At 39.3% G+C, this 24858-nt stretch carries 25 protein-coding genes; 20 read left to right on the top strand and 5 right to left on the bottom strand.

All coding sequences use genetic code 11. The features are described from left to right. Positions 1 to 138: 138 nt before the first annotated feature. From RCG21_RS24080 to RCG21_RS24070, 3 genes are all read right to left on the bottom strand, one after another. On the bottom strand, positions 139 to 1743 hold the full coding sequence (locus tag RCG21_RS24080; RefSeq protein WP_133336043.1) for a sodium:solute symporter family protein: 1605 nt from the start codon (positions 1741 to 1743) through the stop codon (positions 139 to 141). Positions 1744 to 1745: 2 nt separating this feature from the next. Beyond that, on the bottom strand, positions 1746 to 1886 hold the full coding sequence (locus RCG21_RS24075; RefSeq protein ID WP_165976300.1) for a hypothetical protein: 141 nt from the start codon (positions 1884 to 1886) through the stop codon (positions 1746 to 1748). An 86-nt stretch (positions 1887 to 1972) separates the two neighbouring features. After that, positions 1973 to 3433, bottom strand: coding sequence for a sigma-54 interaction domain-containing protein (locus RCG21_RS24070; protein WP_133336045.1), 1461 nt, complete (start codon positions 3431 to 3433; stop codon positions 1973 to 1975). Between the two features lie 283 nt (positions 3434 to 3716). Here RCG21_RS24070 and RCG21_RS24065 point away from each other — a divergent pair, with 283 nt between their 5' ends. The 17 genes from RCG21_RS24065 to RCG21_RS23985 all read left to right on the top strand — a co-directional run bounded on the left by RCG21_RS24065 (position 3717) and on the right by RCG21_RS23985 (position 21165). Continuing rightward, the gene (locus tag RCG21_RS24065; RefSeq protein ID WP_133336048.1) at positions 3717 to 5714 is read left to right on the top strand and encodes an oxidoreductase; all 1998 of its coding nucleotides are present in this window, start codon (positions 3717 to 3719) and stop codon (positions 5712 to 5714) included. Positions 5715 to 5914: 200 nt separating this feature from the next. Continuing rightward, positions 5915 to 7048, top strand: a complete 1134-nt coding sequence (locus tag RCG21_RS24060; RefSeq protein WP_133336049.1) for a conserved virulence factor C family protein — start codon at positions 5915 to 5917, stop codon at positions 7046 to 7048. 63 nt (positions 7049 to 7111) lie between these two features. Continuing rightward, a complete protein-coding gene (locus RCG21_RS24055; RefSeq protein ID WP_133336051.1) occupies positions 7112 to 7549 on the top strand; it encodes a BrxA/BrxB family bacilliredoxin in 438 nt (145 codons plus the stop codon). A 60-nt stretch (positions 7550 to 7609) separates the two neighbouring features. After that, on the top strand, positions 7610 to 8383 hold the full coding sequence (locus tag RCG21_RS24050; RefSeq protein ID WP_133336053.1) for a class I SAM-dependent methyltransferase: 774 nt from the start codon (positions 7610 to 7612) through the stop codon (positions 8381 to 8383). A gap of 154 nt (positions 8384 to 8537) precedes the next feature. Beyond that, on the top strand, positions 8538 to 9119 hold the full coding sequence (locus RCG21_RS24045) for a YpjP family protein (protein ID WP_308913864.1): 582 nt from the start codon (positions 8538 to 8540) through the stop codon (positions 9117 to 9119). Positions 9120 to 9223: 104 nt separating this feature from the next. Continuing rightward, positions 9224 to 9805 (top strand): TerD family protein, encoded by a 582-nt coding sequence (locus RCG21_RS24040; RefSeq protein ID WP_133336057.1) that lies wholly within the window; start codon positions 9224 to 9226, stop codon positions 9803 to 9805. A 79-nt stretch (positions 9806 to 9884) separates the two neighbouring features. Then, positions 9885 to 10661 (top strand): TerC family protein, encoded by a 777-nt coding sequence (locus tag RCG21_RS24035; protein ID WP_026574267.1) that lies wholly within the window; start codon positions 9885 to 9887, stop codon positions 10659 to 10661. A 74-nt stretch (positions 10662 to 10735) separates the two neighbouring features. Further along, positions 10736 to 11920 carry an HpcH/HpaI aldolase/citrate lyase family protein gene (locus RCG21_RS24030; RefSeq protein ID WP_133336059.1) on the top strand — a complete coding sequence of 395 codons (1185 nt, stop codon included), beginning with the start codon at positions 10736 to 10738 and terminating at the stop codon, positions 11918 to 11920. Beyond that, entirely contained in the window at positions 11871 to 13229 is a 1359-nt protein-coding gene (locus RCG21_RS24025) for a phosphoribosyltransferase family protein (RefSeq protein WP_308913863.1), read from the top strand. The genes RCG21_RS24030 and RCG21_RS24025 overlap by 50 nt, the downstream gene beginning before the upstream one ends. Beyond that, positions 13222 to 14343, top strand: a complete 1122-nt coding sequence (locus RCG21_RS24020; protein ID WP_133336063.1) for a cysteine protease StiP family protein — start codon at positions 13222 to 13224, stop codon at positions 14341 to 14343. Before RCG21_RS24025 ends, RCG21_RS24020 begins: the two co-directional genes overlap by 8 nt. Next, entirely contained in the window at positions 14340 to 15167 is an 828-nt protein-coding gene (locus tag RCG21_RS24015; protein WP_133336065.1) for a hypothetical protein, read from the top strand. The genes RCG21_RS24020 and RCG21_RS24015 overlap by 4 nt, the downstream gene beginning before the upstream one ends. A 408-nt stretch (positions 15168 to 15575) precedes the next feature. Further along, positions 15576 to 17213, top strand: coding sequence for a YceG family protein (locus tag RCG21_RS24010; protein ID WP_133336067.1), 1638 nt, complete (start codon positions 15576 to 15578; stop codon positions 17211 to 17213). A 3-nt stretch (positions 17214 to 17216) separates the two neighbouring features. Beyond that, a complete protein-coding gene (locus RCG21_RS24005; RefSeq protein WP_133336069.1) occupies positions 17217 to 18323 on the top strand; it encodes a toxic anion resistance protein in 1107 nt (368 codons plus the stop codon). 23 nt (positions 18324 to 18346) lie between these two features. Further along, entirely contained in the window at positions 18347 to 18958 is a 612-nt protein-coding gene (locus RCG21_RS24000; RefSeq protein WP_133336071.1) for a TerD family protein, read from the top strand. A 33-nt stretch (positions 18959 to 18991) separates the two neighbouring features. Then, the gene (locus RCG21_RS23995; protein ID WP_133336073.1) at positions 18992 to 19570 is read left to right on the top strand and encodes a TerD family protein; all 579 of its coding nucleotides are present in this window, start codon (positions 18992 to 18994) and stop codon (positions 19568 to 19570) included. 315 nt (positions 19571 to 19885) lie between these two features. Then, positions 19886 to 20680: a thymidylate synthase gene (locus RCG21_RS23990; protein ID WP_133336075.1), complete on the top strand. Its 795-nt coding sequence runs from the start codon at positions 19886 to 19888 to the stop codon at positions 20678 to 20680. Next, positions 20677 to 21165 carry a dihydrofolate reductase gene (locus RCG21_RS23985; protein ID WP_133336077.1) on the top strand — a complete coding sequence of 163 codons (489 nt, stop codon included), beginning with the start codon at positions 20677 to 20679 and terminating at the stop codon, positions 21163 to 21165. Before RCG21_RS23990 ends, RCG21_RS23985 begins: the two co-directional genes overlap by 4 nt. 47 nt (positions 21166 to 21212) lie before the next feature. Here the strand turns inward: RCG21_RS23985 and RCG21_RS23980 are convergent, their stop codons facing one another. Then, entirely contained in the window at positions 21213 to 21455 is a 243-nt protein-coding gene (locus RCG21_RS23980) for a hypothetical protein (protein WP_133336079.1), read from the bottom strand. 310 nt (positions 21456 to 21765) lie between these two features. Here RCG21_RS23980 and RCG21_RS23975 point away from each other — a divergent pair, with 310 nt between their 5' ends. Both RCG21_RS23975 and tatC read left to right on the top strand, forming a co-directional pair. Continuing rightward, the gene (locus RCG21_RS23975) at positions 21766 to 21960 is read left to right on the top strand and encodes a twin-arginine translocase TatA/TatE family subunit (protein ID WP_133336081.1); all 195 of its coding nucleotides are present in this window, start codon (positions 21766 to 21768) and stop codon (positions 21958 to 21960) included. A gap of 102 nt (positions 21961 to 22062) precedes the next feature. Continuing rightward, entirely contained in the window at positions 22063 to 22800 is a 738-nt protein-coding gene (gene tatC, locus RCG21_RS23970; protein ID WP_133336083.1) for a twin-arginine translocase subunit TatC, read from the top strand. 35 nt (positions 22801 to 22835) lie between these two features. Here the strand turns inward: tatC and RCG21_RS23965 are convergent, their stop codons facing one another. Beyond that, positions 22836 to 24311: a PAS domain-containing sensor histidine kinase gene (locus RCG21_RS23965; protein ID WP_133336085.1), complete on the bottom strand. Its 1476-nt coding sequence runs from the start codon at positions 24309 to 24311 to the stop codon at positions 22836 to 22838. A 294-nt stretch (positions 24312 to 24605) separates the two neighbouring features. Between RCG21_RS23965 and RCG21_RS23960 the strand changes: the two genes are divergently transcribed. Continuing rightward, complete coding sequence (locus RCG21_RS23960) at positions 24606 to 24857, top strand: DUF2535 family protein (RefSeq protein WP_026576625.1); 252 nt, start codon at positions 24606 to 24608, stop codon at positions 24855 to 24857. Position 24858 lies beyond the last annotated feature (1 nt).

Here is a 24858-nt window from a genome sequence, read left to right as displayed (position 1 = left end):
GTTGACGCAGATTCAATATCTGGGTCAACTTTTTTTGATTCGCAGATAAAATGGGTAGAACCGCTGATAAGGCCTGAAAAACCGCTGATAAAAAAAGTTTGAGTGTAACTTTACACCGAAAACCTGGACTTATTTTGCCTACATCGCCAATGTCAACGGATAGTAGTAGAAAATAAACGTAATGATGATGATAATAACGCCGCTGATCATTAAATAGGCAGGATATCTTTTTGTGATAGCCATTTCTTCTTTATCGTCTGCTTCAATCGGCCGTGTTAATATATTTGCTTGGAATTCTCGTTCTGCCGCAGAAATATCACCAACTTTAGAGCCCAACCAAAGAGCGATTAAACTTAAAATGACTCCAATAATCACTGGATCTAAATAAACAGGCAGTTTTACACCGTATTTTTTCAGGGATTCGCCGAGAATTACTCCTAAAAATCCAAATATGATACTCCACAGTGCACCTGTTTTGGTTACCTTTTTTGAGAATACACTTGCAAACGCAACAGGGCCCCAGGAAGCGGCAAATAACGTCGCCGCAAAATAGCCAATCCACATGATGGATGGCGGCTGCCAAAGCCCGATAAGAAGAATGACAATACTAGCAAGAATCATTGAAAATCTGCTAGTAACCAGCAGGCGTTTATCTGAGTATTTTTTGTTTCGGGACTGTTCCATGATATCTCGTGTAATGCTTGAGCCAATAAGTTGCAGGAAGCTGGCACAGGACGATAACGCTGCAGCCATGATTCCACTCACGATAATAATTCCCAGCCATTTAGGGACGATATTCATTGCTGCCCAAATGAACACTTTTTCCGTTGGTTTAATATCCGGATTAATCGTAGTGATCGTAGAAATGCTGATGTGAAGGAACAAGTAGATCGTAATGATAGAAATGGTTGCCCATACACCAGAGCGAATCGCGACATGTTCATTTTTAGCCATTAAATAACGGCTGCTTTGCCAAGGACTAATGGAAATAACCGCCGACCACACCAAACCTAAGATAAGTGCCCAAACAAAAGCTTCCCATGGCGCGCCCATATAGTTATTTGGACCGGTAATTCCATGCCAGCTTAATAAATCAGGACGTGCCGGGTTTGACGCTGCTTTCACAATCGCGTCCGGAAAACCTCCAGCAGAATGAATGATAAACGGGAAAGCTAAGTAGGTAGCAATCGAGAAGATGAAAAACATGATGGTATCATTAACCATAACCCCTTTTGCACCGGAAAGAACTGTAAAAGAAGCATACACAACCCACATAATCAGTAAAGCAAATGCGTAAGAGATTCCGGAAATTTCCGAGAGCAATACTGCAGCACCTTGTGTAACAGCGACCAAATAGGCGGCAATACCAAGAATCGTTGTGATGGCCGCGGCCATTCGCACTTTATTTGATTGGAAGCGGTTACCGAAATATTCAGGCACAGTCAAGGATTTACTCCGTCGTAAATACCGTCCGAAAAAGAACACACCCACTACATAGCCGGTTGCATTGAAAATAACCAGGATGAGTAAAAGGATCGGGTAGCCTTCATAGGAAAATCCAGCTTCGCCCATAAAGGAGACGGTACTTAAAAACGAAGCAACCAACGTACCAGTGACCATCAGCGTCGAGCCTTTTCTGCCGGAAACATAATATTCCTCAGAATTTTTAACTCGTCTGGAAAGAAAAACACCGATAAGGATGTAAACAAGGAAGGAGACAATTATACCGATTGTATAGATCATCTTTACATCCCCGCCTTTTCATCTTTTGATATATTTGTTGTGGTTATTACATCTTTTTCCATTCTGCTGACGAAAAATTTGGTAATAAGACCTAAAATAATTAGTGAACCTCCATAGCCAAAACAAAAAAGTAATTCTCCCACTCTCATCACTCCCTGTCATTTGATTGTTCACTGAAATATAATGCAATTTTTGTGCCAATATCTAAAAATTCAGTTAATTATAACAATCAAGTCGTTTCATTTGAGGTCATGTGATACTTATGTAGTTTTCTCATTATGGTGGTTTGATTTACTCCTAATGCCTTGGCCATTTTCCTTGTCGATTTATATTTCTTTAGTGCATAGGAAAGAACTTGTTTCTCTGTTTCTTCTACAGCCCTTTTCAATGGAAGCTGCTGCAATGAGAGACTGTTTTCATGAGGAATACGATGATCGATTGCAAACGGTAAATCTTCAATACTTATTAACGGTTTACTTGCAGTGACAACAATTTGTTCAATAAAATTCTCTAATTCTCTCACATTTCCACGCCATTCTTGGAGCTGCAGAAAGAGTTTGGCATTCTCATCTAGTTCAATTTGCTGTGAATATTTTTGATTAAATTGATTTAAAAAATAATCTGTTAAAACTAAAATATCCTGCTTCCGTTTTCTTAACGGAGGGATTCTTAATGGAACAACGTGAAGGCGGTAGTATAAATCCTGACGGAATTTTTTTTCCTCAATCAATTGTAATAGATCTTTATTGGTGGCAGAAATGATACGGATATCAACGTGCTTTTCAGTGGTTCCTCCCACTTTTTTAAAAGTTTTGTCCTGAACTAAATGGAGGATTTTCACTTGAAGATCAAGTGGCATTTCCCCAATTTCATCTAAAAACAATGTCCCGCCATCTGCCATCTCAACCAAGCCGGCCTTTCCCCGTTTGTTCGCCCCGGTAAATGCCCCAGCCTCATAGCCAAATAATTCTGATTCTAGTAAGCTTTCAGGTATTGCCCCACAATTCACTTGAACAAATGAATGCACATTTCTTGGGCTATTTTCATGAATGATCCGTGCTAATACTCCCTTTCCTACACCTGATTCACCATGTATGAAAATCGAGGAGTCTAAAGGAGCCACTTTTTCAGCTAATTTTAGTGTGTTGACCATGTTTTTAGATTGCGTAATAAACTTTTGGCGGCCAATCACTTTTTCGATTATGGCTTCATCAAGATTTTCCTGCTGTAAAGCATGAATCTCAGCCAACCTTCTTTTCATCTCAACTAATTCCGAAATATCACGGGAATTTGTGACAATCCGATACAATTTCCCTTCATCATCAAAAACAGGTTTAGCTGTCGCCAGAACGGTTTTTCCATTAGGGTAATTTTGTTCATACGATTGTACTGTCTGGGTTTGCATCGTTTTAATCGTGACCGAGTCGGTAATGATGCCTTTCTCCACTAATTCAAAGATATTTTTGTGGATAAAGGCTTCAGGCGGGAGTCCAGTAAAATATTTACAAGAATCACTTACAAATAAAACATTTCCTTCTGAATCTGTTACAAAAATTTCATCATAGGAGGAATTCAATATTTGTGTTAGTTCCTTTATTTTTCGTAATGCAATTTCTAGCTGTTCCTGAAGAGATACATTTAATTTCTCGATTCCAATAATTTTTTGTTGAAAGTTCCATTCAGTGATCATCTATCCAGCCCTCCTTTTAAAAGTGAACACATTTTGCAGCAACTTTAACCATGATTCCCGTATAAATTTGGTTTTAATAGATTATTAGGGGGAGTAAAGTTGCGGTGAACCTTTTTTGCACCGATTGATGCAAAAAACATTCACTTATTTCTTTTATTATACAATTAGTTCTAGTGAAAATTATGAATTTTTAAAAAATATATTGAAATGATGGCAACCTTACCGATTGGCACGTTTTTTGCTAGGTTACTTGTTAAATACAAACCAATAGGAGTGAGTAGCCGTGACGAATTATAAGCATTTATTTAGTCCAATCGAAATTGGTCACACAGAATTAAAAAATAGAATTCTTAGTACAGCACATCAGACAAATCATGTTGCCAACGGGATACCCACGCCGGAGATGACTGCCTATCATTCGGCCCGGGCAAAAGGTGGAGTGGGGCTGATTGTTTTAGAAGCAGCGGCTGTACACGAATCAGGAATGTTGACGACCCATACAATTGCAGGGTTTGATCAAAGGATTGTACCGGCCTATTTAGAGCTCGCAAATGAAGTCCATCAATTTGGAACGAAGCTATTCAGTCAATTATTTCACGGGGGAAGAGAGGTTGTTTCAAGTGATTATCGCACGGCAGCATTGGCTCCTTCTGCCGTGCCAAGTCTCCGGTTCGGAACGATGCCAAGACCGATGAGTATTGAGGAAATTAAAGATGTAATCAAAGGCTTTGCTCGATCAGCAAAACTTGCGAAGGAAGGTGGTCTGGACGGGGTAGAAATCTGCTGCTCTCACGGATACCTGCCAGCACAGTTTTGGTCCGGCCAAACCAATCATCGTACCGATGAATATGGCGGTTCGTTTGAAAAACGAATGAGGTTTATTGTGGAAGTGATGCAGCGGGTTTGGCAGGAAGTCGGCGAAGATTTCACGGTTGGGATCCGAATGAGTGCCGATGAAATGACAATGGATGGTTTGGATGTTAAGGATTCCGTAAAAATTGTTGAGTATTTAGTGGATCAAGTTCGTGTAGACTTCATCAATGTTACATCGGGTGATTCTAGTACTTTTGCAGGGTCAACACATATTGTGCCGCCATCTCCAATCAAACATGGCTATAATTCTCCGCAAGCTTTTAAAATCCGCATGGCGGGCGCAGTTCCCGTGTTTGTTGGTTCCCGGATTGTCGACCCAGTCGAGGCGGAGCAGATTGTTGCCACTGGGAAAGCAGATGTCGTTGGGATGACCCGTTCCTTAATTGTTGACCCTGAAATGCCGAATAAAGTAAAAGAGGGAAATCATCAATTAATTGATGCCTGTATTGGTTGTCTCCAAGCATGTATTGGCCATTATCATAAAGGATTAGCCATTGGCTGTGTCCAAAATCCAACAGCAGGGAAGGAACTGGAGGTGCAAGCACTTCAGAAGACACAACGTGAGAAAAAGAAAGTGCTTATTATCGGCGCAGGCCCTGCAGGGTTAAAAGCTGCCTTAACGTTAGATGAGCTTGGCCATGAAGTCATTTTAGCAGATAAATCAGATGAGGTCGGTGGGCTTTTGCATACCCTAAGGCGTGCTCCAATGCGACAAGAGCTTGCTGAAACGATGCTTGACAATTTTATAAAAAAAGTGTCCATCAGCAATGTAAGTGTAAAACTTGGCTGGAACATTGAACCCGAAGATATTAAGGAACTTGGCCCGGATGCGATTATTTGTGCAGTTGGCTCCCGCCCATATATTCCGCTAATCCCTGGGATAAAAGATCCAAGAGTTCGTACAGTTGATCAATTATTTAACCAACAAAGCAAAAATATTGGAAAAAATGTCTTGGTGTTCGATTTCGGCGGGGATTGGCCGGGAATGGAGTCAGCCATTGATTTGGCAGAAAAAGGGCACGAAGTAACATTAATTTCTTCAAGGCTATATATAGGTGAGGAAGTTCATCAATATTTAAGAAATGAATATTTAAAGAAACTCTATCAGTTAAATATTAAAATGATTCCTCACTATGATTTAGGCGAAATTAAAGAGGATGAAGTGGTAATTCGAAATTTATTTTCTTATGAGAAAGAAACCATTAAAAATGTGGACTCCATCATTCTTTCACTTGGGCGCGTTCCAAACGTGGAATTGTATGAGAAAATTAAAGATTCTGCTTCTGAAGTATGGCAAATCGGTGATTGCCTAGCCCCAAGAACACTTGAAGAAGCAACATTTGAGGGGCTAATGACCTCATTACAAATCGGACTTCAGGGCACAAAAAGTTTGCAAGTCAAACAATAACATAAATAACAGGAGAGTTTATCACCGCAAATGTGATAAACTCTCCTCTTTTTTTATGCCATATTGAAACAACTTGAGCGGAAATCAAACCAATTTTAACATTGCCTTTTAAGAACAGTATTTTAGGTATATGCATCAATAGTGAATTCAACTTATTCAATATGTTAAACTGTTTACAGAATACAAAGTAGGTGATCCTGTTGAAAATAAAAGCAATTGAACCAACTCCTAGTCCAAATACAATGAAAATCCTTTTAGATGAAGAACTCCCAATGGGAAAAAGTCATAATTATAAAAAAGAAACCAGCGCAGATGCACCAAAGGTGATTCAAAAGATCTTACAAATTGAAGGAATCAAAGGCGTATACCATGTAGCTGACTTCCTGGCAGTTGAGCGAAACGCGAAATTCGATTGGAAGGAACTATTGCCAAAGGTACGTCAGGCATTTGGTGAAAACGCTGAAGATGCTGCTAAAAATGAAAAAGTCATAGATGAGCATTTCGGTGAGATAAAAGTTGAAATCCAAATGTTTAAGGGAATTCCTTTGCAGGTTAAGCTCACTGATGGCACGACAGAAAAAAGGTTTGGGATGCCAGAATATTTTTTAAAGGCAAGAGAGCAGGCGCAGCTTCCAGAAGATAATTATATTTTATTGCGGAAATGGCAAAATCAAGGGGTACGGTACGGTGACTTTGATCAAATTGGCCAGGAAGTCGTCGAGGAATTGATTGCCGCTTATCCACAAAACCGGCTTGAAGCCTTGGTTGAAAAAGCACATTCAGGGGAAACATCTGATAAAAAAACAGTACTTTCACGAAAAAAAATCACAAAGAGCGATTTAAACAACCCAGATTGGCAGGTGCGCTATCAACTGCTTGAACAAATGGACGATCCTGAGCTTGAGGATTTGCCTGTTTTAGAAACGGCATTATCCGATGAAAAACCATCAATTAGAAGACTTGCAACGGTGTACCTTGGAATGATTAAGGATACCAAAGTTCTGCCGCATTTATATAGAGCGCTAAATGACAAAACTGTGACTGTCCGCCGGACAGCTGGAGATTGCTTGTCAGATTTAGGGTTCGCGGAGGCACAAGACGAAATGCTTAAGGCCTTAAAGGACCCAAGTAAATTGGTGCGCTGGCGGGCTGCAATGTTTTTATATGAAGTAGGAAATGAAAAAGCGTTGCCTGCTTTAAAGGCTGCTGAAGACGATTCTGAGTTTGAAGTCAGCATGCAAATAAAAATGGCAATTGAACGAATCGAGGGCGGCGAGGAAGCAAAGGGCTCAGTTTGGAAACAAATGACCGAAGCAAGGAAATTGGGGGAGTAAGCCCGGATTGCAATATAGCGATTTTTTATAGTATGCTTACACTGAAAACAGGAGGGATTATTAATGTCAAATGCCTATGAAGAATTTATGAAACAAATGGTTGTACCTATGCGACAAGAATTAACTAGAACAGGCTTCGAGGAATTAACTTCGGAAGAAGATGTGAAAAATTTTATTGATAATGTGAAGGGGACTACTCTTGTAGCAGTGAATTCCGTGTGTGGCTGTGCAGGTGGATTAGCCCGTCCGGCTGTTACTCAGGCAGTGTTGAACAGTGAGAAAAAACCGGATCACCTTGTAACGGTTTTTGCTGGCCAGGATAAGGAAGCAACAGCTAAAATGCGAGAATATTTTGCGGGTCATGAACCGTCATCTCCATCATTTGCTTTATTAAAGGATAAAGAAGTCGTCCATTTTATTCCACGCCATGATATCGAAGGCCACGCAATGGAAGAAGTCATGCAAAACTTAATCAATTCGTTTGAAACTCATTGTAAATAAGGATGTCCGCCGACATCCTTTTTTTCATTCAAAAGCTTATTTATATTAAAGAGGGATAATATGTTTGTTACAACAGCAGGACGAACAAACGAACAGATGATAAAAAAAGCAAGAAACTTAGCCGAAACACTCGATATTTCCTATATCCCTAGAAAAAAGAAATCGATTAACCAAATTCAAAAAGAGGAAGCTGGCAGCTGTCTTATTGTCGGCAAAGAACGGCTTGAGCTATATAATCAGGAACACAAGGAACCTTTCTTCTTTCATCCTAATTCTGCGATGTTTCGGATAAAAAGACTAATAAACGGGGAGAAAGATCCGTTTATTGAGGCCGCATATTTATCGATTGGAATGTCCATGCTAGATTGCACGCTCGGTCTCGCATCAGATGCCATTGTTGCTAGTTTTGTGGTTGGGTTCGAAGGCTCGGTAACAGGGATTGAAGGACAGAAATACCTTTCCTTTCTCGTAAAAGAGGGACTTCAATCCTGGGATTCTGGTTATTTAGAAATCAATTCTGCAATGAAAAGAATAAAGGTGAACACGTCTTTTTCTTTGGATTATTTAAAGAGTCAGCCTTCCTCATCTATAGATTGCGTCTATTTCGACCCGATGTTTGAAGAAAGCATTCTTGAATCGGATGGGATTAGGTCGTTAGGACATTTCGCTCTCCAACATGATTTGAATGAAGAAACCATTTCCGAAGCACGAAGGGTTTGCAAACGAAAAGTCATTTTAAAAGACCATTATAAAAGCCAGCGTTTTGAAAAATATGGCTTCACAGTTTTTCGAAGAAAAACCGCTAAATTTCATTTTGGGATACTTGAAAAATAACAACTGAGAGCCATTGGCCCTCAGTTTATTTTTTTATATAATTCGAAAAATATCCAATTCTATTTTTTCCAATTTCCATAAAAAAGAAGTATAATATTTTGTAAGAATAAAAATGGACTTCTTTACCCTTCCATTTCAAAAAGGGGCGTTTATTTTGAAGAATTGGATTCGTAAATCTTTTGTGGTGATGGTGTCGATTTTGACCTTTGGTCTTGTTTCACCATCCCAATTAATGAATAATATCAACGCAGGAAAACCATCAAACCCGGCTGCAGCACCTTCAGGCAGTTTTGTCCAAACTCCTACTCTTGCAGAAGAAACGGAGTTTAATCGGGACCACTTTATGGAAGAACTACTCAAACAAGCGGAGGAACAATCCTATCAAAAATTCGGAAGCAAAATAAAACCAATAATCGAGAACGAGTTTCGCACGATTATTTTACCTAATATTGAACAAGCCATTACAGAAACTGCCGCCCAATTTCCCGAGGAAGATTTAAGGAATCTTGCCATCACGGAACAGCCGAGCGGAGGACACTCAGAAAAAATCTTTCATATCAAAAACAGTGTAACAAACAAGGATATCCTTAGATTTCATGTTAGAAGGGATCAGCCGCCGCAAGAAGGCTACTGGTTTAATTTTCATTATCATACTTACCATGATGAGTATCAAAGCCATTATAATCTCGGTTCGATTTACTGGGCAAAAAATACACCTCCTAAATGGATGAGTTGATGATAAAATTTGCGAAGCAGTGGTAAAAAAATTTATTATAATAAATGAAACCTTTTTAAGAAAAACTCGTAAATAGATTATTACCTAAATTGGAGGAATGGAAAATGGCAATTAGTTTATCAAAAGGACAAAAAGTTGACTTAACAAAAACCAATCCGGGATTAACAAATGTCGTTGTTGGTTTAGGCTGGGATACGAATAAATATGATGGCGGTAATGACTTTGATTTAGACTCATCCGTATTCCTACTAGGAGAGAACGGGAAGGTTACAACTGAATCTGACTTTATCTTCTATAACAACCCTAAAGGCGCTAATGGTGCTGTCGTACATACTGGAGATAATCGTACTGGTGCAGGTGACGGTGATGACGAACAAATAAATATTAACCTAACAGCTATTCCTGCTTCTATTCAACGAATTGCTTTTACGATTACGATTCATGATGCAGACAGCAGAAATCAAAACTTCGGGCAGGTTTCAAATGCCTATGCTCGAATTTTTAGTGAAGCAACTGGGGAAGAATTGATTCGCTATGACCTTGGAGAGGATTTCTCTATCGAGACTGCATTAGTTGTAGGCGAATTATACCGTCATAATGGTGAATGGAAATTTAGTGCAATCGGAAGCGGCTACCAAGGTGGACTGGCAGCGTTAGCAACTGATTTTGGATTACAGGTTGGCTGATAATTAAAATAAAGAGACCCACCTTTTAAGGCTGGGTCTTTTCTAAAAACATATAGAACATCTGGGAGGAATTTTTTTAATGTCGGTTTTACAAGGAATATTAGACACATATTCACATTTCTTTGAGTGGGATATGTGGGTGAAGGTTTTATCAGATCCGGTAAGTTGGGGATTAATTGGAACTCTAATTATTCTAGAGGGATTGTTGTCTGCAGATAATGCCCTCGTTTTAGCGGTAATGGTAAAACATCTGCCTCCGGAAAAACGTAAAAAAGCACTTTTTTATGGATTATTAGGTGCCTATGCATTTCGTTTCATTGCGATTGGAATTGGGGTCTACTTAATAAAGCTGTGGTGGGTAAAAGCACTAGGTGCAGCATATCTAGCTTGGTTGGCTATTAAATACTTTATTGACAAACATAAAGAAAGTAAGGAAGAGGACGAAGAAGCAGAGGGAATCAACAAAAATGGTTTATTAATCCGGATGTTCGGAACCTTTTGGGGAACCGTTGCTTCAGTAGAATTAATGGATATCGCCTTCTCCGTTGACAGCGTACTGGCTGCTTTTGGGGTAAGCAATGAGATTTGGGTACTATTAATTGGCGGAATGCTCGGCGTATTAATGATGCGTGGAGTTGCTGGAGTCTTTCTTGCCCTTATTGACAAAATACCGGAACTTGAAACAACCGCCTATATCTTGATTTTAATTATTTCAGTTAAGATGTTTGCAGGTGTTCTATTCCATTATGAATTGGAACCACTTTATTTCTTTATTATTTTACTCTTTACGTTCGGTGCTACATTTATCGTCCATTTCATCAACAAGAAAAAAGAAGTTAGCAAAGAGAACGGTTAATAAGCATATTATATTACATGGGGGAGCTGACGAAAGTCCGGTCCCTTATTTTTATCATGAGGAGTAAGTTAAAAATGAAATTTTTCTCCTATTTTTATGATGAAATGGAGCATCTATTTTATCAAAAGCCAAAAGACTTCAATAAATTTGTGAACCGTGAGCTGTTAGCGTATGGCCTTGGAGCAACGCTTTATATGCCGGCAACCCGTCCGAATATTCATCAGGAAATCCTATCCAAAAAATATGAAGGATTGACATCCCTTGTGATTGATTTAGAAGATGCAGTCGGTGATCTTGAAGTCGGAAGTGCGGAAGGAAAACTTGTTAAGGAGCTTTCCAAACTATTTGAAGAGCTAAATAGGCAGTTTTTGCGGTTTGAAGATTTACCTTTAATGTTTATCCGGATTCGGGACTGTAAGCAGTTTCAAAGGCTAAAAAAACAGTTAGGAGAAGCGGTAAAACTGTTAACGGGTGTGGTGCTGCCAAAGTTTTCAGTAGAAGATGGCGCGGGGCTTTTAAAGGAAGTACGGGAAATACATAGTGAACAGCATCCCTTTTATGCCATGCCAATCCTTGAGACAGCAAGGATCATCCAAAAAGAGACGAGATTGGAAGAATTGCTAAAAGTCAAAAAACTACTTGATCAGAATCGTGAGCTGATTTTGAATATAAGGATTGGGGCAACCGATTTTAGCGGCTTGTATGGAATTCGCCGAAGTGTGGATACAACGGTTTATGAAATTGCTATTTTACGAGATTGCATTGCCGATATCATTAATATATTTCAACGAGGGGACGACCCCTATATAGTGTCTGGACCGGTTTGGGAGTATTTTTCTGCCAAAGAAAGAATGCTAAAGCCGCTGCTTCGGCAAACACCGTTCCGTGAGAGGTATGGTGACGAAGGATTGAAATTACGTGCTGAATTAATTGACCAAAATATGGATGGACTAATTCGTGAGGTTCTTATGGATATTGCAAACGGATTGACAGGAAAAACAGTAATCCATCCCTCGCATATCAAAACCGTCCAAGCGCTGAATGTCGTTTCATTAGAGGAATACATGGATGCCTGTACGATTGTAGAAGCGGCCGAAGGTCATCTCGGAGTGGTTAGAAGCGGCTTTGCGAACAAAATGAATGAAATAAAGCCGCATTACGTTTGGGCAAAAAAGATTCTTTTAAAATCACAGCTTTACGGGGTGTTACATGCAGAAGTTACAAACATCGACCTTATTAAAAAAGAAGTTTACGTTTAATATTTTGGATTCCATTGAGGTTCAAATGGAAGTGAGCGAAAATCCTTACAGTCTGCCGGTTGAGGATCTTTTCACGATGGCGGCAAGGATCAATAAAAAACGATCATTTTTATTCGTTAGTAAGGTTCTAGGGAAGCATTTGCCGATTGATGCGAATAAAGGACTTCTAGCAGCTGCACTGCTTGCTGCGCGATATTTGGAATCAGTAAAGGGAGTTAAATGTCCGGAAACTCCACATATATTAGCCGCGTTTATTCGAAATGAACCATTGTCGGGCAGCACTTTTATTCCATCATCGATCAATCCTATTGTCATTGGCTTTGCAGAAACTGCGACAGCACTAGGGCATGCTTTTTTTGACAGTTTCCAATCGGTGAATTTTTTTCATACGACGAGAGAAATACTCGTAAGCAGGGAGCCTGAAATAACGTTTGAGGAAGAGCATTCCCATGCTACCTCCCATCGCTGTTATATCCCTAAAGCTATGATTCAAAATAAGCGGGAGATTATCCTTGTTGATGATGAAATGACAACAGGAAAAACAGCTCTAAATATTATTCAATCGATTCAATCTCATTTTCCAAGAAAGATTTATACCGTTGTTTCAATATTGGATTGGCGATCGGATGAAGATAAGATGAAATTTACCCAACTGGAAAAAGAACTAGGAATTACAATCCGAACGGTATCCCTATTAGCGGGAAGGGTGGAAGTGAAGCAGCTGCGTGAGGTTCATAAAAAAAACAGGGGAAATGAATGGGAAAACCATTTAACTACTTCAAAAGAATTCATTCAATTAGGGCCATTTTTTTCAAGTTCCAATTATCAGACATCAAGAAATATGGCGTGTTTTATTCAGGAAACAGGACGCTTCGGGATCACAAGTAACGATAAGCAGATCAATCAACTGAAAATATCGGAAGCAGCATTATTTCTTCGTCAACAAAGGATAGGGGGAAAAACACTATGCCTTGGTACAGGGGAATTTATGTATATTCCCATGAAGCTTGCTGCTGAAATGGGTCCGGATGTTTCCTATCAATCTACGACGAGAAGTCCGATCCATATTGAAAACAAACAGGGGTATGGGGTGAGATTCGGTTTTTCCTTTCCAGCACCGGAGGATCCGGAAATCACGCATTTTGTTTATAATATTCCTCCATTTGAATATGATGAGGTATTTGTTTTTTTTGAAAGAGAAGTAGAATCTCGCCATCTTCAGCCAATCATAACAGAACTTGAAAAATTACAGATTAAATCAATCAAGCTCATATTTTTCTCTGCAAAAAGAGGTGAATGTAATGAATAAATTCATCCAGAATCCAGCAAAAATCGGATCCTACCGAGAAGACGATGTTGTTTTTCTCTTAAAGGATTTAAGTGAATACCAGCTTGAGGATTCCACTGCCAATCGTGAAAGGCGGGTACAGTCCGGACAGCACTATAGTGAATCGCTCCCTATCGAGTACCAGCCACCTAGGGCTTATGTAGACTTGTTCCGACAGTCATTAGATGACTATAAACGAAAAGTCGCTCTTTGTATTGGGATTGTGGCGGAGCAAATCTATCAGTTAAAAGAGGAAAACACCGTTCTTTGCTCGCTTGCCCGTGCAGGAACGCCAGTGGGGATTTTAATGAAACGCTATCTTCTGCTGCGATATAATGTCTCCCTGCCCCATTACAGTATTTCAATCATTCGTGACCGGGGGATTGACGAAAATGCCCTTCACTATATTCTGGAAAAACATCCGCAGGGAAAGATTCAATTCGTGGACGGCTGGACAGGAAAAGGGGCTATTTCTCTTGAACTCGAAATGGCCTGTCAACAGTACGAAAAAAAATATGGTGTGACGCTGGACGACCGGCTTGCTGTTCTTGCCGACCCTGGCCACTGTACACCGCTTTTCGGGACGAGGGAGGATTTTTTAATTCCCAGCGCATGCCTGAATTCCACCGTTTCCGGGTTGGTAAGCAGGACCGTTTTGAATGAAAAATACATCGGAAAGGATGATTTCCACGGAGCAAAGTTTTACCGTGAACTTCTCCCTTCCGATGTCTCAAATGAATATATTGATTCAATCACCGCAGAATTTCCTTTCATTACAACTGATGCCGTAAAAGCAGCAGCTAAAAGAAACCTAGAAACCATTGAGGCTGAATTTTTAGGGATGAAGGATGTAAAGAAAATTCAAGCGGAATTTTCGATTGAAAGCACGCACTATATTAAGCCGGGGGTGGGTGAAACAACCCGGGTGTTGTTAAGAAGGGTTCCGTGGAAAATCTTAATGCGTGACCCCTCGCGCCCTTATGTGAAGCATATTCTTATGCTTGCTAAAGAAAAGGGCGTGGAAGTGGTTATTTACCCTGATTTAAATTATTCCTGCTGCGGGTTAATTAAAACGGTAAAGGTGGATAAGAAATGATTATCGCCTCTGATATGGACCGTACGTTAGTTTATTCAAAAAGAGCCATCGAACAATTTGGACTGCCTGAAAAAACTTTGCTAAGACCTGTGGAAGTGAAGGATGGAATCCCTGTAGCATTTATGTCAGAAACGGCCTATCATGCCCTAGTTGAGCTTTGCCATAATTGTTTATTTATCCCTGTTACAACCAGGACCTCTGCCCAATATAAACGGTTTACCATTTTTGAAAAAGAAATTTCCCTGCCCTATGCGATTACGTTTAATGGGGCTACAATTTTATATAAAGGGGAACCCCTAATGGATTGGTCAGAGCATATTCTGTCTCAAATCCGGAGGGAATCGGCTCCGCTGGATGAATTACAAGCTGGATTAAAAAGGAGATGCTTTCATTTTAACGGAGTTCTTAAATCAGCCGATAATCTATTTTTCTATTATCTATTAGATAGTTCCCCATCACTCTCAGAAGTGCAAAATTTAAGTGAGACTGTTTCTAAATATGGCTGGAGGATCTCCTTGCAGGGGAGAAAGCTTTACTTAATCCCCAATGCTATTAACAAGGGTGCAGCTCTTGATTATATCTGCAGTCGCGAAGGTTCACCGGCTCTTGCAGGCGCGGGAGATTCGATACTTGACTGGGATTTTCTGAAAAATTGTCAAAACAGGTTCGTCCCGACTCACGGAGAACTTGCACAGTTCGGCCCAAAAAAGGAAGTTACCTATACGGAAAGGGCGGGCATCCTTGCTGGGGAAGAAATAATGCAGCAATTTCTAACAATTCTTGAACATTCGTTTAAAAATAAAGAAGTAAACACTAGTAAATAATACATAGCTGCTTGCGAAAAAGAGAATAAAATAGGTAACCGTTTGCAGAGCTGGGGTTAGCAGCAGAGAAAAGATCAGGCTTAGCCAAAATAAGTCTAATAGAATAAAAAGGTCAGAACTCATGACATCCATAAGGGTATCCAGTTCCTCGCTCACTTGCTCCATCCTCGGTCGCTTATAGAGAAATCTCATTAGAGTCACCTTCTTCATATATCAGTACTCAATGATATGTAAGGACAAGGAAAAAGGTGAAAAATCAGGAATATATATGATCTGTGAAACATTTTTTCGCTGCTTTCGTATTAAAAAATGAACGGACCCGCCAACTATGTTATGATGGAAGAGAAACCTTACATAATTTTCTATCTTATTTTGAAGCGTTTTGCTTTTTGAGGGAAGGGATTATGAATGAATCCAGCATATAACCAACTAAACGTCAAACAGGTATCCCTTTCATATGAAAATTGGCTTGATCTATTAAAAAAGCCGGTGAATGAGCGCCCAGAATTTTCATTAGAAAATGGATCTATTAACATTGGGCAGGTCCTTGGATCATTTCTTGGAATACCTTTAGACACGGATGAATACTATAATCAGCTTTTTGATTATGTGAATACCGAAGAAGTGCAATTACATTTATTGAGTGAAGACACACTGAACAAAGCGATCGATAATGCACATTTTCAATCGATTCAAAAAGTATTAAATATCTATCAGGAACAAAAGTTGTCCATCAATCGTTTTGCCGCCTTTCTCGATGGGGAGCAGCTGTTATTAAAATCAGCGGTTCCGGCGATACATCGAAAAATAAGAGAAGCGCTGATTGCTACACTTGAGCGTTTTTCCCAGCATGAAGACGGTGGCTTACGAAATCATGAATTAAGGCGTGTTCTTGTCGATGTGATAAAATGGTCCATCAATCACCTGCAGCATCCATTAGAAAAATCTGACCCTCAAAGGGAAATGCCAAAATTTATATGGTACGGCGATTTCAAAAAAAGCCATCAATATTTCCTATATTATTTAATTAAGCTCGGCTGTGATTTAGTCATTTTTCATCCGGAGGGACAGGATGTTCTATCTGGCTTTATAGAAGAAGATGTATTCACTCACCGCTTTCAAAATAAAAGGCATGCTGAACCATTTCCAATCGAAAAAAGAAGCAGGAAAACGACGGTGGCCTACCGGGCTTCACGGGAAATTGAATCGATTCTCAACCAAGAGGGGTCTGGTCTATATAAACCTTGGCAGTTACGGGATTACACTCCTTCATCGCTGACACTTCGAACGACCTATGATGAACTGTATCTCATCGGGAAGGAAATCGCGATGATTCGGCCGGATTTTGAAGTGGCAAATGGACAAGTTAAAATTCCGACGATTTTTGCCAAGATAAAGGGTGTTAGTAAAAACAAAAAAGAGTACTGGGAACGTCTGCATGCGCTTTCAGAATCAGAGTACAGCCTACTTATCCGCAAGCTCCCATTTACAATGCCTGGCACGAGTGATTTCCGTTTTCATTATCGAAATGCTTTAGATCGGGACGGATTATTGAATGTCGAAAAAATGATGGAAGCCCACTACTGGCCCTATTCATTTCTCGCCTCCGGCTTACAAAATGGAATTGCCCATTCCGTAAGAAGAATCTGTGAAAAGCCGGATTTAAAACCGCTGCATTCTGAAAGTGAGGAAGAAGTAAAAATCTACTTGTTCAACCAGGCGATGCACATGCCGAAAAGCATGATTCAACTGCTAGAACGGTTTGACTATTCCCAGCATGTGCCGAAAATCATTCTTTACAATAATGAATTAACTGGGATGCTTTCAAGGTCAGATGCCGCCCTCTTACTGCTTCTTAACCATTTTGGGATTGATATCATGATATACAATCCACCGGGACATAACGATATCGAAAATTACCTCGATGAGAGTCTTTATGATACCCACTGGCTGGAAGAGGTTGTTTTTGAACTGGAGTATAGAGAACCGTCAATTTTAAAAAGAGTTCTTTTTCAAGGGATATTAAAAAATTTAAGGGGAGATTAAAAAGTGGACCAATCACTAAATCCTTCTGGAAACTTAATAACCACGACCAAGGATGATCAACTATCAGAAACAAAGGTATCTGATATAAAGCTTGCACTTCGGAAGGAACCGGAAATTCAAAACTTGGCCAGCACGATTGACGAACGAGACCAGATTCAAATCTTGGAGTTTGGAAAAGAGCCGGCCGTGCAAATTTCCCGATTCTCCGATCAAATATTAGGCAATATGCGGACGACAAAAGTTGAGGACTCCGGAGAGCTGTTAAAACAGCTTGGCCGAATCATGGATAAATTTGATGCTAAAGATTTTCAAAAAACGTCAAACGGATTTTTCGGCAAGCTTTTCAAAAAAGGCGGAAAAATGGTTGAAAAGCTGTTTGGAAAATACCAAACGATGGGGCAAGAAATCGATAAAGTATATGTTGAAATTTCCAAATATCAAAAAGAGATGGTTGACTCAACATCCATGCTCGAGCAAATGTATGAGCAAAACTATCAATATTATTTAACACTTGAAAAATATATAGTCGCTGGTGAACTAAAGTCGGAGGAGCTGAAAAACAATCAGCTTCCTCAGCTTGAAGCACGTGCAGCATCTGGTGATCAGCTTGCATCGATGCAGCTGGACTCACTACGAAATGCAATCGAGTTATTAGACCAGCGGGTTTATGATTTAGAAATGGCGAAAATGGTCTCCTTACAGACAGCACCGCAAATTCGTTTGCTGCAACGAGGAAACACGAAACTAATTGGAAAAATCAATTCGGCTTTTGTAACCACGATTCCGATTTTTAAAAATGGCTTAATTCAAGCAGTTGCTGCTAAAAGGCAGAAGCTGGTAGCAGACTCCATGAGCGAGCTTGACCGCCGAACAAATGAAATGCTCTTGAAAAATGCCCAGAATATTTCCCAGCAAAGTGTTGATATTGCGAGACTTGCCGGCGGACCGAGCATTAAAATCGAAACCGTCGAAGAGTCCTGGAATATTATCATTAAAGGTATGCAGGAAACGAAAGCAATTGAAGAAGAAAACAAGCGCCTGCGTGAAGAAGGAACAAAACGATTAGAACAGCTGCAAGATAATTTTAAAAAGATAAAATTACAAAGTTAAATATTTTGATGAGGTGATTTAAAATGGCGATTAATTTACAAAAAGGTCAAAGAATCGATTTAACAAAATCAAATCCAGGATTAACGAAAATCATGGTAGGCTTAGGCTGGGACCCTGTTAAAACGGGTGGAGGCGGTTTACTAGGCTCCTTGTTTGGTGGCGGAGGCAGTTCAGCAAATGTGGACTGCGATGCATCTGTCATCATGCTTGGCGAAAATGATAAACTGCAAAACAATAATGACGTCGTATATTTTGGTAATTTAAAAAGTAGAGACGGCAGTGTTCAGCACTCTGGAGACAACTTGACCGGCGCCGGCGATGGCGACGATGAGCAGATCATGATTGATTTGAGCAGGGTCCCGTCAAATATCCATAAGCTTGTTTTTGTCGTTAATATTTATGATGCAATAAAAAGAAAACAGCATTTCGGAATGATTCAAAATGCGTTTATTCGAATTGTCAACTCCAGCAGCCATACAGAATTGCTGCACTATAGCTTAACAGACAACTACAGCGGTAAAACATGCCTCGTAACTGGGGAAATCTATCGTCACGGAACAGAGTGGAAGTTCGCTGCGGTTGGTAACGGAACAAATGCCGGAAGCCTTGGCGAAGTGGTTCGTTCTTTTAGTTAAAAAGATTAAAATGTTAGCGATGAGGTGATCAGTTTGGGGATTAACTTAGCAAAAGGACAAAGAATTGATCTTACGAAAACCAATCCCGGCTTAACGAAGGCGATTATCGGCCTTGGCTGGGATACAAACCGGTATCATGGCGGAAATGATTTTGACCTTGATGCTTGTGCATTTTTAACGGATGCCAACAGCCGGGTTATTAATGATTCCGATTTTATTTTTTACAATAATTTAGTTCATTCCTCCGGTGGCGTCGAGCATACCGGGGATAACCGAACCGGCGAAGGTGACGGGGATGATGAACAAATTAAAATTGATTTTAGCAAGATTCCTCCAAGTATCCACCGTATTGCGATTACCGTTACTATCCATGATGCAGAGGCAAGAAACCAAAACTTCGGTCAGGTTTCAAACGCGTTTGTCAGAGTGGTTGATGAAGAAAGCGGCAGGGAAATTTTACGTTTTGATCTAGGCGAGGATTTTTCGGTTGAAACCGCTATCGTTGTGTGCGAATTGTACCGCCACAACGGGGATTGGAAATTTAATGCGGTTGGTAGTGGATTCGCCGGCGGTTTAGCTTCTCTATGCCGGAACTTTGGGTTGGAAGTATAGAAGTCGTCTATTTGGACGGCTTCTTTTTTTCGAAAGGCTGTGTTAAAGGATAATGTTTATTTGAAAAACGTTGATTGGAGCGGAAGGTGCGAGACTCCAGCGGGAGCAGCGGGACAGGTGAGACCCCACAGGCGCAAAGCGCCGAGGAGGCTCACCGCCCGCCCCGCGGAAAGCGAGCATCCTGGAGCGGAAATCAACAACCAAGTTTAACAGAGCTTTTCGAAAAATAACAAAACGTTTTTGTATATAGCTTTCAAAATGACCTAGTCATTGTTAAAATATTATAATGATGTTTGGACAGGAGAGTGGAAAAAATTGAAGCAATATTTACAGCTATGCGAGCATGTTCTGAAAAATGGTACCGTTAAAGGAGACCGCACGGGTACCGGCACGATTAGTACTTTTGGATATCAAATGAGATTCAATCTCGAAGAGGGTTTCCCGCTGTTAACAACAAAAAAACTTCATCTAAAATCTATTATCTATGAATTGCTTTGGTTTTTAAAAGGGGATACGAACGTAAAGTATCTTCAGGACCATGGCGTGCGTATCTGGAACGAATGGGCTGATGAAAACGGGGAATTGGGTCCGGTTTATGGACATCAGTGGCGTTCTTGGACTGGTGCAAATGGAAAAACTGTCGACCAAATCAGCGAGTTAATCGACCAAATCAAAACCAATCCAAATTCAAGAAGACTTCTCATTAATGCATGGAACGTAGCCGAAATCGATAACATGGCGCTGCCGCCATGCCACTGTATGTTTCAGTTTTATGTTGCCGACGGGAAACTATCCTGCCAGCTCTATCAGCGTTCAGCCGACGTTTTTCTTGGGGTCCCCTTTAATATTGCATCCTATGCTCTTTTAACATACATGATTGCCCAGGTCTGCGATTTAAAACCAGGTGAGTTTATCCATACCTTTGGTGACGTTCATATTTACCAAAATCATTTAGAACAGGTGAAGATGCAACTGGGAAGAGACCCTCGCCCACTGCCGCAATTAAAGATGAATCCTGCAGTGAAAGATATCTTCGGGTTTGAATTTGAGGACTTTTCATTAGAAGGCTATGATCCGCATCCACACATTAAAGGAGTGGTAAGTGTATGATTTCTTTTCTCGTAGCAATGGATGATCATAGAGTGATTGGCAAGGACAATCAATTACCTTGGCATTTACCGGAGGATTTAAAATACTTTAAAAGAGTCACGATGGGCCATCCAATTGCAATGGGGCGAAAAACACATGAATCTATCGGACGAGTCCTTCCGGGAAGACAAAATATCGTGATTACCCGTCAGAAAAATTACCGGGCTGAGGGCTGCACCATGTTTTACTCTGTAGAGGATTTTGTGGGCTACTGCCGCAAACAAGAAGATGAAATCTTCATTATCGGCGGGGCAGAGATTTTTAAAGAAACTTTCCAATATGCGGACCGTTTGTACATCACCGAGATACATTCTGAATTTAAGGGAGATACATACTTTCCGGAATTCAATCACTCAGAATGGAAGCTCCTAACCTCTGAAAAAGGAATAAAAGACGAAAAAAATCCATACGATTATGAATTTAAGGTCTATGATCGAAAAATATAGCCACTAAAAAAGCACCAGCTGAAAAATGCTGGTGCTTTAAATGTCTCTTATAATGTATATGTTCCCGTTAGCTCATATTCCGCTATTTTGGCAAGCATGCCTCTAAATTCATGTGGGTGACAGAACTCCTCCTCGTGAAAATGCGTTTTCACCCATTGAATTAATTCCTTTGGGCTATTAAAATATTCTCCGCTCCGGTCACTTTTGCGAATGGTATATCTTCCGTTGTCATCATCAATGGTTACCTCAACCGGAAGGGCACTATCAAAACTACAAAGAGAAAATTCCATCGGATTACATCCTCCATTCAAAATTTACAAACAATATGTGACTTTAACTTCAATTATAATCGAGGCATTGAATAATTACCAAAATATTTTAAAAATTAAATAAGTTGTAATGTACATTGACTTACAGAATAGTTATTGTTAAATTGACTATAGTGATTATTAGCTTTCTATAGTATTTCTGTTGATGTTGAATCGTTTATCGTTGCAAATGTGAATTTATTATGAATTATCAGCGTGAATGATTTCAAATTGATTTTTTAACACTATAATTGTAGTAGTATTGAACAACTGAAAAAGAGGAGGTTATTCCATGTTATCTAATATTGGAGTACCTGGATTAATTTTGATTTTAGTGCTTGCATTAATTATTTTTGGCCCTAAAAAATTACCAGAAATCGGTCGTGCCTTCGGTCAGACGTTAAAGGAGTTTAAAAAATCAACACGTGAACTTGCAGATGATGTCATGCCAGATATCGATGAGGATAAGAAAAAATTGACTAAATAAGGTGTAAGATACCGTGTCTTGCACCTTTTTCTACTTATTGTTTAATAGTGGTAAATGGCAAAACATATTTATTTTTACCTTTGAAATTGGCAGGGGAAGTTAATGGATGATAAAGAATTACAGTTAGTCGATCATTTAGAGGAATTACGCAAAAGGATTATCATAACCGTACTTGCATTTCTTGTTTTTTTTATTGCTGCTTTTATTTATGTTGATGATATTTATAAATGGTTTGTCCGCGGCCTTGATATGAAATTAATGGTGCTCGGTCCTAGTGATATAATCAGGATCTATTTTATGCTGGCAGGTGTTGTAGCCGTTGCGGGAACGATTCCAGTTTTAGCCTTACAAATTTGGATGTTTGTCAAACCTGGATTAAGACCGTTGGAAAGAAGAGTTACCCTTTCCTATGTACCTGCGTTGTTCATCTTATTTATTATCGGTCTTTGCTTTGGCTATTTTGTTATTTTCCCAATGGTTTTTAAATTCTTGATTGGAATTGGGGGAGACATGTTTGTCACCAATTTCACGGCAGACCGTTATTTCAGTTTTATCATGAACATGACTTTACCGTTTGGAGTATTGTTTGAACTGCCGGTTGTCGTAATGTTCTTAACGTCACTGGGGATTATTAATCCTTTTGTGCTTACAAAAATTCGCAAATATGCCTATTTTATTCTAATTATCATAGCAGTAGTTATCACACCGCCTGATTTTATGTCCGACTTTGTAGTGACACTCCCACTTTTGCTCCTATATGAAATCAGTATAAATTTATCGAAATTCGTTTATCGGAAAAAATTGAAAAAACAGCAGGACGAAGAATTACTGGAAGCATAATAAAACGACCTTAAGAGTATTCTTAGGGTCGTTTTCTATTTTATTGGAAGGATCACGGCGACAGACGTTCCATTTTCATCACTATCAATTTGAATTCTGCCTTGGTGATTTTCAATAATTTTCTTGCTAACTAATAGTCCCAAACCGGTACCTTTTTCCTTCGTCGTAAAAAAAGGATCGCCAATTCTTTTCAAATGCTCGGGAGGAATTCCGCTTCCTGTATCAATGCAGCGAATGATCATTTCTTTTTTATCCGTGCATTCTGTTTGAATCGTTATATTTCCACCAGCAGGCATTGCTTCAATCGAATTTTTAAGAAAATTAATAAACACCTGTTTCAATTGATTCTCATCACAAAGGATTTCCGGAAGTGGGGAAAGATAGACCGTCCTAATTTGAACATTGGTCATAATGGCTTGTGTATCAATAAGGGTTTTCACACCTTCGATTACTTCCTTAATATTAGTTTTGGCCGTTTTCATAGTTTGTGGTTTTGCTATGACCAACAACTCAGATAAAATCAATTCAATTCGATTAATTTCAGAATGAATAATATCGATATAATCCTTCTGTCTTTGATCTACATTCAATAATTGCAGGAATCCTTTAATAGCAGTTAATGGATTTCGAACCTCATGGGCAATTCCCGCAGCAAGCTGTCCGGCAACGGAAAGCTTTTCTGATTGTAATAACAATTCCTCGGTCCGTTTTTTGTCCAAATCGGCATTAATTCTTTCGGAAATATCTCGTAATACGGAAATCACTCGCACTTCTTTGTCACTATTACGGTAGGAGTTACTTAGAATTTCCATATAAATAAAACTGCCGTTTTTTTTCCGCAAACGATATGTATCTAATGATTTAGGCTGAATATGAATCGCTTTCTGATAATTTAGGAGATAGCGATCAATATCGTCTTTATGGATATATTCTAAGCTTGATTGGCCGACCAGTTCTGCAGGTGTGTAGCCGAGAATTTGTTCGCAAACAGGTGAGACATAAATAAAATTTCCTGCAGCATCTGTTTTTACAATAATATCCATTGAGTTTTCCATTAAAATCCGATAAAGCTCCTCACTGTCCTTTAAGCGTCGTCTCTTTCGTTTAATTTCAGTAATATCCTTAGCCACACCATAGACGCCGATCATTTCGCCATTGACAGTAATGGGTAGATTGGTGATATTTAGATCCACAAGCTGACCATTTTGCTGAATGAGTTTGCAATCATAGTTTTGAAGGCTGCCTTCTAAAGCTTGGTAATAGTAAGACGAAACCTTAGCCACATCTTCAAGTGCAAGGATCTCAAAGAATTTCTTATTCGCAATTTCTTCCTGGCTATACCCTGTTATTTGCTCACAGGCTGGATTAAGAAATACATAATATCCAGCTAAATCAATGGCAAAAAGGGCATCTGAGTTGCAGGCTAATAATGATTGATAACTATTTAGTCCATCTTTTAAATATTTTTCTAATATAATTCTTTTTTCGATTAAAATTGCAGAACTGTCCATTTGTATCTACCCAGTTCCTTTCGATTTATCTACTATTATAATAATATTAAATTTTATTAAGTTATTTTTCAAGCGTATATCCCTACTTTTGGCATATTAATTGGAAAACTAAAGGAAATTGAGTTTGATCTGCAGGAATACATTGCTATAAAATGTGTTCTCAATAACTATATAGAAGAAAAAATGATTCAGTAAAAAATTCACAAATATTTTTTTGATACAAGCACAATTAGACACATTTCGAGTTGGGGAAGGTGTATAATAGTATCAAACGGGTAAAAAGGATTGATATTTTTGTTACTAAAAAGCCTAGAGTTCAAAACGATTGTTGGACAGAAGGTTAAAGTCATGGAAATTCCTGTATTGGAGGAAGATAGCCCTTTTAAATTTATGATCCAAGTCCGTTTACAGACGTTTATCACGTCCATCAACAAGGAGTCAGGCCCCAAAAAATGCTACTCCTTCAGAGAGTATTTGAAAAAGGTCATGAAATGGCCAGACTATGAAAAACTATTTAAAGTAGATGAATTAAAAAACAACGCATAAT

Origin of the sequence: Bacillus salipaludis (assembly GCF_030938565.1) — a bacterium.
GTDB classification, from domain to species: domain Bacteria; phylum Bacillota; class Bacilli; order Bacillales; family Cytobacillaceae; genus Neobacillus; species Neobacillus salipaludis_A.
The sequence above is the reverse complement of the archived record's forward strand: the minus strand, read 5'-3'. Positions and strand labels throughout refer to the sequence as shown.